This window comes from Pyrinomonas sp., from assembly GCF_040289685.1.
Taxonomy (GTDB): Bacteria; Acidobacteriota; Blastocatellia; order Pyrinomonadales; family Pyrinomonadaceae; genus Pyrinomonas.
The window spans coordinates 31,271-41,497 of record NZ_PSLQ01000011.1; the positions used below are offsets into that span (position 1 = coordinate 31,271).

Annotated in this window: 7 protein-coding genes and 1 pseudogene; 7 read left to right on the forward strand and 1 reads right to left on the reverse strand. The window is 62.0% G+C overall.

The genetic code is table 11. The features are described from left to right. From C4334_RS04345 to C4334_RS04375, 7 genes and pseudogenes are all read left to right on the forward strand, one after another. Positions 1-939 (forward strand): annotated as a pseudogene (locus tag C4334_RS04345) (glutamate synthase subunit beta); the annotation flags it as partial. A gap of 453 nt (positions 940-1,392) precedes the next feature. After that, complete coding sequence (locus C4334_RS04350) at positions 1,393-1,866, forward strand: c-type cytochrome (RefSeq protein ID WP_352430864.1); 474 nt, start codon at positions 1,393-1,395, stop codon at positions 1,864-1,866. A 497-nt stretch (positions 1,867-2,363) separates the two neighbouring features. Then, a complete protein-coding gene (locus C4334_RS04355) occupies positions 2,364-3,911 on the forward strand; it encodes a DUF445 family protein (protein WP_352430865.1) in 1,548 nt (515 codons plus the stop codon). A 90-nt stretch (positions 3,912-4,001) separates the two neighbouring features. Then, a complete protein-coding gene (locus tag C4334_RS04360) occupies positions 4,002-5,678 on the forward strand; it encodes a VWA domain-containing protein (protein ID WP_352430866.1) in 1,677 nt (558 codons plus the stop codon). Between the two features lie 190 nt (positions 5,679-5,868). Next, positions 5,869-7,296 (forward strand): exodeoxyribonuclease VII large subunit, encoded by a 1,428-nt coding sequence (xseA, locus tag C4334_RS04365; protein ID WP_352430867.1) that lies wholly within the window; start codon positions 5,869-5,871, stop codon positions 7,294-7,296. A gap of 206 nt (positions 7,297-7,502) precedes the next feature. Next, positions 7,503-7,796, forward strand: coding sequence for an exodeoxyribonuclease VII small subunit (xseB, locus tag C4334_RS04370; protein ID WP_352430868.1), 294 nt, complete (start codon positions 7,503-7,505; stop codon positions 7,794-7,796). Beyond that, the gene (locus C4334_RS04375) at positions 7,774-8,694 is read left to right on the forward strand and encodes a polyprenyl synthetase family protein (RefSeq protein ID WP_352430869.1); all 921 of its coding nucleotides are present in this window, start codon (positions 7,774-7,776) and stop codon (positions 8,692-8,694) included. The genes xseB and C4334_RS04375 overlap by 23 nt, the downstream gene beginning before the upstream one ends. A gap of 110 nt (positions 8,695-8,804) precedes the next feature. On the opposite strand, the gene C4334_RS04380 is transcribed toward C4334_RS04375, so the two are convergent. After that, positions 8,805-10,227, reverse strand: a 1,423-nt coding sequence (locus C4334_RS04380) for a TonB-dependent receptor (protein WP_352430870.1), incomplete at its 5' end; no start/stop codon positions are given.

Genomic DNA, 10,227 nt, shown 5'->3' on the forward strand with positions numbered 1-10,227 from the left:
TGGCTGCTTCGCTACGGCATCCCGGATTTCAAGATGGAGAAGTGGATGCTCGACCGGCGACTCGCGCTGATGGAAGCTGAAGGAGTGATCTTCAAAACGGGCGTCGAGGTCGGCGTGGAGATCACAGCCGAAGAGTTGCTCGCGCGCTTCGATGCCGTGTGTTTAGCCATCGGCGCGACCGTTCCGCGCGACCTTCCGATCCCTGGGCGCGAGCTGAAAGGCATCCACTTCGCCATGGATTACCTGACGCAGCAGAACCGCATCAACGCTGGCGACCTTGTTCCGCTCGAAGAGCGCATCACGGCTGAGGGCAAGCGCGTCTGCATCATCGGCGGCGGCGACACGGGCGCAGACTGTTTGGGCACGGCGCACAGGCAAGGAGCGAGAGAGGTCTATCAGATCGAACTTCTGCCCAAGCCGCCGCGCGAAAGGGATCAGACCATGCTGTGGCCCACCTACCCGATGATCTTGCGTACTTCCGCTGCGCACGAAGAGGGCGGTGCGCGCGAATGGAGCATCAACACCAAACGGTTCGAAGGCGACGAACGCGGCCACGTTCGCAGGCTTCACGCCGTGCGTGTGGAGTGGGACGAGGGGCGTTGCATGCGCGAGATACCGGGCTCGGATTTTTCGCTCGAAGTGGAACTGGTGTTGTTGGCGATGGGCTTTCTCCACCCGCAACAAACGGGGTTGTTGGACCAATTGGGAGTGGAACGCGACGCGCGCGGCAACGTGAAGGCTGAAAATTACGCGACCGACGTTCCGGGCGTTTTCGCCTGCGGCGATGCGCGACGCGGTCAATCGCTGATCGTGTGGGCGATCGCCGAAGGGCGCGAGTGCGCGCGCCATATCGATCGCTATTTGAGCGGTCACTCCCGGCTATCGCCCGTTGGCGTGAAGGAAACCTTTCGCGGCGGCGAGCGGGTTTCCGTACACTAAGCTTAAGTTCAGCTTCAAAGAGTTAACGCTCCCACGGCGCGAGAGCGCGTGAGATTCACCGTTCGTCGCCGGCTGCCCACCATGCGCGTGACGCGCCTTCGGCCGCGCGTGGGGTGTCCGTGTATCCCACCCCTGAAGGGGATGGGTTTTATCGCTCCCCCTCACCCCCTCTTTTCTATAACGCTGTTGGCGTGAATTCGAGGGGCCCAACGATCCAAGGATGCAGCGACGCAATCGGGTTCTGTGGGCGTAGTGCGTCACGCCTCGCCGTTGGCGAAAAGCTTCGTGAAAAGCGGCGACGAACTTCGACGGGTGCGAATTCGGTGAGGCGCGTAGAGCTTAAGTCGTAGCTCACGGTAGATCGAGATCAATATTGACATCGCTGAGCGACTCGAATATTCAAGTCTGTCCAAGATAAGCTTTCTCGCAAGAGGTCGCCGTTTCGGAGCGTTGATGATGAAAGCGTTCAAGATCAGTTCGGTGGTGGCTTTCGTTTTCCTGTTCGTCGGCCATTTCCTCTTCCCGCGTCCGTTGGCGCAAACGGCCGAGCGGCGAAGCGACGCGCCAGCGGCTGAGACCAGCTCATCAGCCGCGCTCATCGAGCGCGGCAAATATTTGGTCGAGCGAGTCGCCATGTGCATCGATTGCCACTCACCGCGCACGCCGACGGGAGAATTCGATCAGAAACGTTGGTTGCAGGGCAGCGTCCTTGACTTCGCGCCGCGTCATCCCATCCCGAACTGGACCGACATCGCGCCAGCGATCGCCGGGCTTCCCGGGTACACCGAAGAAGAAGCGATTCGGTTGCTCGAAAGCGGCATCGCCCCGAACGGCAAGCCCTTGCGCCCGCCCATGCCGCCTTACAGGATGAACCGCGAAGACGCACGCGCGGTGGTCGCTTACCTGAAGTCGCTCGGTAAGCGCTAGCGCTTACCGGGCCATCTCTTTGGGCGCTGAGCGCTGGAAAACCGGCCAGCAGCGTTCACGTCCGCGCGGCAGCGACGAACAACGCAACCCAAGCCTTCATCTGACGTCGAGATCGGCCAGCGACATGAAAGGCTTCAGTCAAGGGTGTGAATGGTCATTGGACCGCTTGCGCCCTCGATCTGTTTTCGAGCCGGAAAGGCGGCATTCGACCACACTTCAACGAGGGTGTCAGACTTGCCGCAAAGGCAGAGCTGAGAGGATCGTCCCGTAGTCGTCGGTCAGCTCGATCAAAAGGTTTCCAACGGAGGTGGCAGCCGTTTGGGGTTCTTTCTTCGCGCCGCTTTCGTTTGCCGCGGGAACTCTTTTGCTGGATCGCTGCGCGGCGGTTGACGCTGCGCGCTGCATCTGTTTAGCATTCGTGGAAAAGGAAGGGGGAAGCAAGGGCGATAGACCATCGGTTCACGATCGATCTGCTGATCACCGTCGTCGTCGCGACCGTGCACGGGTATTTGGCGGCATGGCTTGCTGTTCGGATGCTTTTTCGTCCGCGTTATCCGGTCAAGCTCTTCGGTCTTACCATTTGGCCGCAAGGCATGATTCCGCGCCATCGTCAACGGTTGGCCGAAACGATCGGGCGCGCTGTTGGTGAAGAACTCGTTTCAGAGGAGACGGTAACGCGCGCTCTTTTCGACACGGGCTTTTTCCGGCGAAAGATCGAAAGCTTCCTCGCCGCCTATGCGGATGAGGTGCTTAACCGCGAGTACGGCTCGTTGCTCGATCATCTGCCGTCGAAACTTCGGGCGCCGGTGCTCGATGCCATCTCGGGGCTTCAGCGCCGCCTTGCTGAACGCATCGCGTCGCTGTTGCAAAGTCCTGAGATGATGAATTCGGTGCGCGCTTTCGTCGAGCGACGAGCGGATGAGTTGCTCGCACGCCGCCTTCACGAAGTGTTCGATGACGAGGCTTTTGCGGCGGTGGTGCGGTTCATGGAGGAACGTTTCTCGCGGATGGTGCGCGAGCCTGGATTCGAAGCGCGCGTGCGTTCCTTTGTGCAGGAGCGTTTCGATGAATTGACGCACAGCAACGCGCCGCTCGCTGAACTGGTCACGCCTGAAGCGGTCGCCATCCTCAAGGATCACATCAGCCGCCAAATACAACCCATCGCGCACCAACTGGCCGAAATCGCAACACAGGGAAGGACGCGCACGCAGATCGGCGCGCTCATCAAACGCGAGGTGGATGACTACTACGCGCAGCTCTCCTTTTTCAAAAAGATCTTCATCTCGCGCGAGCGTATTCACCGCGAAGTGGATGAGCTGGTCAACGACAGTCTGCCGCGGCGCATAGACGAGTACTTGCGCGGCGAAGCCTTCGCGCAAGAGGCGGTGCGGTTTCTTCATGCGACGATTGACCGGGTGTTGGAACGCCCGATCAACGAGATCGTCGCGCAGATCGCGCCGGATAAGCTCGCCGCCGTGCGCGAGCAGATCGCCGGGCGCATCCTCGCCGTGGCGCGTAGCCCGGAGGTTGTGCGCGCCGTGGCCAACTACGCGCGCGAAGCGATCGCTCGCCTGCGTCCGCACACGCTGCGCGCACTGTTGCAACACGTCAAGCCCGATGCCGCGCCACAGCTCAAGGAGCGTCTAGCCCAAGCTTTGTTTCGTGCCATCTCGCGTCCCGAGACGGCGCAGGCCATCAACGCCATGATCAACGCGCAGATCGAGCGGTTGCTCGTCGCCCCAATCGGGAGGTTGAACAACTACATCTCCGACGGCGTGATCAAACAAGCGGCGCAGGCGCTGGCCGAGCGCATCGTCGCTTCGGCGCAAGAGCGTCTGCCAGCAACGATCAAAGAGTTCGATGTCGGCGGCATCGTCCGGCGCAAAGTCTCCGACTACCCCGTAGAGAAGCTCGAAGAGTTGGTGCTCTCGGTCTCGCGGCAACATCTGCGAACCATTGAGCTTTTCGGCCTCGTCATCGGCTTCGTGATCGGCGTCGTCCAAGCCGCCTATCTCTACGTGCGTTTCTTCTGGATGGGACGTTGAGCTGGGTTCGGCGAGAAGCGCGTTCAATCGCGCGTGCGCGGTTTTGCGATGTTGCGTCCGGTTCGATCTTTGCGGCAAGATTCAAGAGCGATGCTCCAACGAAGCGTTCCATTCATGTGCTTGTTGTTCGTTGCGCTCGTCGTCAGCGAACAACGCGGACGTGCGCAGCAGCGCGAAATCCCGCTGCCCGTGGACGCGCGTTTAACGGTCCGCAACCGCGAAGGACGCATCAAGATCGTCGCCTTGGAAGAGCAAAAAGCGGTTACGCTTGTCGTTCAAGGACGTGCTTCGGCCTCTTCAGCCGAAGAAGCGGTGACGGTTCGCACCGTCGGCAGAAGCGTCGAAATAGAGCCGGTCGTTGACAAAGAGCGCGTTGATCTTTTGCTGCGCGTGCCGACTCGGGCGCGCGTCCGCGCCATTTCGGGATCAGGAGCCATAGATCTAATCGGCGATTTTCGCGAGGCTGCGGCTGAGACCGATACCGGCACCGTGCACCTCGATGTTCCAGTAGAGGCTTTGAGTTACGATTTCGTCTGGACGGCGAGCCGTCCGCGCTATTTAAGCGAAATGGAGCTGGCCAAGCCGCGAGAAGTGCGCGGAGGCAAGTACGAACTCACGGGTTATTTGGGCGAGAAGAAGGCGCCCGCTGACAAGCGGGTGCGAGTGGAAGTCTCAACCCGGCGCGGCGTCGTCCTCTTCGGCGTCGATCCAGAGCTTGCGCCCGCCGATCTACGCGAACGCCGGCTGACCGAAGCCGCGCGCGCCATGATCCGCAGCGGCAACGAGGATCTGATCGCCGCCGTTCGCAAAATCGTGCCACGTCTGGTTGATGAATACGTCGGTACGTTGCCGCCGCATGAAGGGCCGGAGCCGCGTCTCGTCGCACGCGCGAGCGAACTTCATGCCGCTGCGGGCGCGCGCCTCGCCCGGTTCAATGTGAGCGTTCGGGATCGCCGCGGGGCGACGGTGGATGGCCTGCGCGCTAGCGATTTCATCGTCCTCGAAGATGGTCAACAGCGTCCGATCGTCGATGTCCAGCCGACAACCGCTCCGTTTAACCTCGTTCTCTTGCTCGACGTTTCGGGCAGCGTCGAAGAGAAGCTCGATTTCATTCGCAAAGCGGCGCTCGCTTTCATCGAGACCATCGGGCCGCAAGATCGGCTGGCCATTGTCAGTTTCCGCGACGACGTGCAGAAGATCTCCGACTTCACCACCGACAAACAGCTTCTCGCCGAGCGCGTCAAACAGATCGAAGCCGGCGGCGCGACGGCGCTCTACGATGCTTTGGCCTATGTGCTCATCGAAACTTTGCGCCCTCTTCGCAACGAACGAACGGCTGTGGTGGTCCTCTCAGATGGCGACGATAATCGCTCCTTCTTGCCGTTCGCCGCCCTGCTCGAACTGGTGAGCGAATCGGGCGCGATCATCTACCCGCTCTACGTCCCGTCGGAATTGATTCCGGCAAAAGCTGCTGCCGCTGAACGCGACGCGGCCGATCCGGTACGCGCGCGATATATGGCGCTGACCTCGCGCGCCAGCGAAGAAGGACAGCAGCTCGCAGCCGCTTCAGGCGGCGTCTTCTTCACCATCACGCGGCTCGAAGATCTGCAACGCGCTTACGATGGCGTGGTAGCACAGCTCCGCGCCGCATACACCATCACCTACCTGTCGCAAGCGAACGAAGGGCACGCGCCGCTTTTGCGCGTGCGCATCCGCCGACAAGATGCGGTGGCAACCAGTCTGGGGCCGGTCACGCGCGCGCAGTAGCAGTGAGGTCGGCTGGGATTGGCTGAGAGGCCTTTGGGGCCGCGCGTCGCTTGAGTCGGTGGCGCAAAGGTCGCCAAGCGACCGAGCCTTTCAGATCCTGTGGCGGTTCGTCGGTCGGGCGATCGGCTTGCATGAGCGTCGCGCGCCTTTTGGAATTGGTGTAAACTCGGTGCGGGAGCCGGGATGCCCAATGAAGTCTCCGCTGTTGCTATCGCTCTTCGACGAGACGGAACGACGCCCGCTAACGGTCTCCGAGTTGACCTCACAAGTGCGCGGCGCGCTCGAAATGCGTTTCGCTTCGGTGTGGGTCGAGGGTGAAATATCCAACTTCCGCGATCACGCTTCGGGCCACTGGTATTTCATCCTCAAGGACGAGGAAGCACAGTTGCGTGCCGCTTGCTTTCGTCAAGCCAACGCGCATATACGCTTTCGTCCCTACGATGGATTGCAAGTGCGCGCTCGCGGCCACCTGACCGTTTACGAACCGCGTGGCGAATACCAATTGTGCGTCGAAGCGCTCGATCCGGTCGGCATCGGCGCGTTGTGGCTGGCCTTCGAGCAGTTACGTGAACGACTTGCTGCCGAAGGGCTGTTCGATCCAGCGCGCAAAAGGTCGCTGCCGCTGCTCCCGCGTCGCGTGGCCGTGGTGACTTCCCCTTCGGGCGCCGTCATTCACGACATCATGCGCGTGCTCAAGCGCCGCACGCGCACCGTCGGCATACTCTTCGTTCCGGTCCGCGTGCAGGGCGAAGGCGCGGCGCAGCAGATCGCGCGCGCCATTGGCGTGCTCAACGATTACAACAGGCAGCTCATCGCCAGCCAACGCGACGATGAACGCATCGACGTGATCATCATCGGGCGCGGCGGCGGTTCAATCGAGGACCTCTGGGCGTTCAACGAAGAAGAGGTGGCGCGCGCAATTCGCGCTTCGGAAATCCCTGTGATCTCCGCTGTGGGCCACGAGACCGATTACACCATCGCTGATTTGGCTGCCGACTTGAGGGCACCGACGCCTTCGGCAGCGGCAGAGATGGTCGCGGCCTGCGAAGATGGTCTGGCCGTGCGAATCGAGGATCTCGCTCGGGCGCTCGCTCATTCCATGCGGCTCCTCCTGTTGCGTGAGCGCGCGCGATTGCAGGAAGCCGCGATGTCGCCCGCGTTCGACGAGGTGCGCGACCGGTTGCGCCGCGCCGCGCAGACTCACGCCCAGCTCAGTGCGCGACTCGAAGCAACGATCAAAAGTCGTCTGGGAGCTGAACGGCAACGTGTCGTCGCCGCTCGCTACGCCATCTCGCCGCGCGGTCTTTCGCAGCGCGCCAACGTCGGGCGCGTGCGTTTGACGCAAGCTAGCGCCAAGCTCGAGGCCGCCGTGCGCGCGAAGATTGAAGCGAGGCGTCGCCACTTGGGCGAAACATCTGCTGCGCTCGATGCGCTTTCGCCGTTGGCCGTGCTCAGACGTGGTTATGCGTTGGCGCGAAAGGAGAGCGGAGAGCTGATCCGACGCGCGCGCGACCTGCGCAAAGGCGACGCCATCCGCTTGCGTCTGGCCGAAGGTGAGGCTCGCTGCCGCGTCGAAGAGATCGAGACTGCGGATTCAACCCGCGCGAGCGGAAGCTGAGTGGGCGGGCCATCACGCGCCGACGAACGAAGGGGATGTAATTCGCGCGGTCGGCGATTTTTGCGGCGAAGCTGGACGCGCCCGAAATCGCGAACCCGGCGCGAAAGGTCAAGATGACCCTCATCGGAAGTGCTGTCAACCGAGCGGTCTCCGCAAGCCTCCGTGGCGGTGGTTGGCGAAGATCAAGCGAGACGTGAGGTGAAAGAATGGGTGAAGGAAAGAAGGAAGTCGATTTTGAAACGGCGCTCGCGCAGCTCGAGCAGATTGTCCGCGAGTTGGAGCGCGGAGACCTGCCGCTCGAAAAGAGCTTGGAACTTTTCGAACGGGGCGTGCGCTTGTCGCGCGAATGTCAAGAGCGATTGAACGAAGCGGAGCGACGGATCGAGATGCTGCTGCAAGATGCAGACGGGCGCGTCTTCACCAGCGATTTTGGTGAGGCTGAGGACGGCTTCGGCGAAGATGACGAACAAGAGCCTGATGGAGAAGAGATCCCGTTCTGACGAAGCGTTTGTGGAACGAGCGCGCGCTTTTCTGAAAGCGCGTCGCGCTGCAATCGAAGCGACGTTGGATCGGTTGGTCCCGCGCGAAAGCGAACCGCCGGAACGTTTGCACCGTGCGATTCGCTGGAGCCTCTTCGCTGGCGGCAAACGCTTTCGCCCTTCTCTGCTTCTCGCCGTCGGCGAAACCTTCGGCGCGCGCACCGAAGCGTTGCTCGCCACAGCCGGCGCGTTTGAACTGGTTCACACATACTCGCTCATTCACGACGATCTGCCGGCCATGGACGATGATGATCTGCGGCGCGGTCGGCCAACATGTCACGTCCGCTTCGATGAAGCGACGGCAATTCTCGCTGGCGATGCTTTGCAAGCGCTCGCTTTTCAAGCGATCGCCGAAGAAGAGCACGTTGATCTTACGACGCGCGCGCTTCTCGTCGCGGAACTGGCGCGTGCCGCCGGCACGCCGCGCGGCATGGTCGCCGGACAAGCGTTCGACCTAGAGGCTGAAGGAAGAGTGGTTTCGGAAGCGGCGCTTGAAAGGATGCATCGCTTCAAAACAGGCGCCATGATCGTCGCCGCCGCGCGCGCCGGTGCGCTCATCGCCGGGGTGAGCGACGATTATCTTGCTGCAGTGACCGAATACGGGATGCAACTCGGTCTGCTTTTTCAGATCACGGACGATCTTCTCGACGTGACCTCCACCGTCGGAGACTTGGGGAAAACTCCGGGCAAGGATCTACGCGCGGGCAAGGCGACTTATGCGACCTTGTACGGCGTGTCAGCAGCGCACGAAAGGGCCGCGCGCGCTTGCGCTGATGCTTGTGCCGCGCTGGACCGGTTCGATGGTGGGGCGGACCTCCTTCGCGGCTTCGCCCTCCTGACCCTACATCGAAAGGCTTAGCTCTCTCCGCTAGAAGCGGGCTGCGAAACTACAAGCGCGCTCTTCGGGCATCTCTCCCTTCGGTTCATGAGCCGGCGTGGAACGTCGAATTTGAAGGCGACAACGGCGCCTCATCGTGCGCTTGTTGCAAAGCGCATTCCGAAACGGACGAGGCGCGGCGGTCCTGTGGTTCTCACTGGCGTGCGTCCGATGTCATAGCGGGCATCGAAGGCGTTCTCCATCGCAGCGAAGATTTCGAGTCCACGACGGAGTTTGCGCGCGGCGAAGAGGTCGAGCGTAAAATAAGGGCTGAGTCGGAAGAGGTTTTGATCGTCGTCGAATTGGGCGCTCGATGCCCTGGCTTGCGCCGCGAAGCTCCAACCCGAAGGCGTTGCGTACCTGGATTGCAACGTCAACTGATGAGCCGGCACTTGCGGCACGCGCAAACCTTCCAGCGCGCGATTGGCGGGGAAGCGAACCACCGTTGCGGTGACGAACATGTAGTCTCCATCGATGGACCAGCGCGATGTCGGGCGCCAAACGGTTTCGAGCTCAATGCCGTGCGCGCGCGTGCGCCCGAGATTTTGACGCTGTCGCGTGATGAGCGTCGGCGCCACTGAGATCGTCACGTTGGCGATGGAGCGCGTGATCTCGGACCAGAAGAACACTGCGCGCGCCGAGAAAGGCTCACGCGCATAGCTCGTTCCCGCTTCGCCCCCCGTCAGCCTCTCCGCGCGAAGGTCGGGGTTGGCCAGCGTCAGCACGTCGCCGACGCGAAAGGAGCGATACAGTTCGTTGAGCGTCGGCGCGCGAAACGCGCGGTAGGCAGAGCCGGTCAGCGCCAATCGCTCGTTGAATTGGTAGAACAAGGAGAGGCGCGGACTGAAAGCTGCTTCCTTGCGCTCGGTCAATTGGTCAACTGTCGCGCGCAAAGCCCCGATGGGGCGCGTCGCGCGCAGAGCATCGAAGTTTCGCCAGCGATCGTAGCGCAACGCCACGGTGAGAACGGCGCGCGGCGCGATGCGGATCAAATCTTCGGCGAACAGGCTCATCGTGCGCTGTTTGCCGCTGGCACCTGCAAGCGAAGTCGGCCGCCCGCCCGAAAAAAGGGTCTCGTCGCTTGCGCCGCGCACTTGGCGCGCTTCGGTCCCGGCCACTAGCGTCTGATGGCGGAGCGTCTTCGCCCATTGGAGCGCCGCTCCCAACGCCTGCGATGGAGAACGTTGCACGCGCGTCAACGTCTCCATTCTTCGGTCGGCGGCTACTGCCGAGAAGTTTTGGTCGTAAACCTGCGTGCTCAAGTAGGCTCGCAGGTCAAAGTCGCCCGCTTCAGCCGCAGCCCATCGGCTGCCGGCGTTCAACTGCCGCGCGCGCGTCTGATTAGTCTGCAGCGGCGTGCCGTTGCTTCGCCTTTCGGCGAAGTAAGAACCGCGCAGGAAGAGGCTGGCGCGTTCGCCGAACTTCCGGTCTAAGATCGTTTCGAAGGTGGACCGGCGAACGCCAGCCGCTACATCGACCGGCCCACCAGAACGCGCCGCCGGGAGCCCCGGGCTT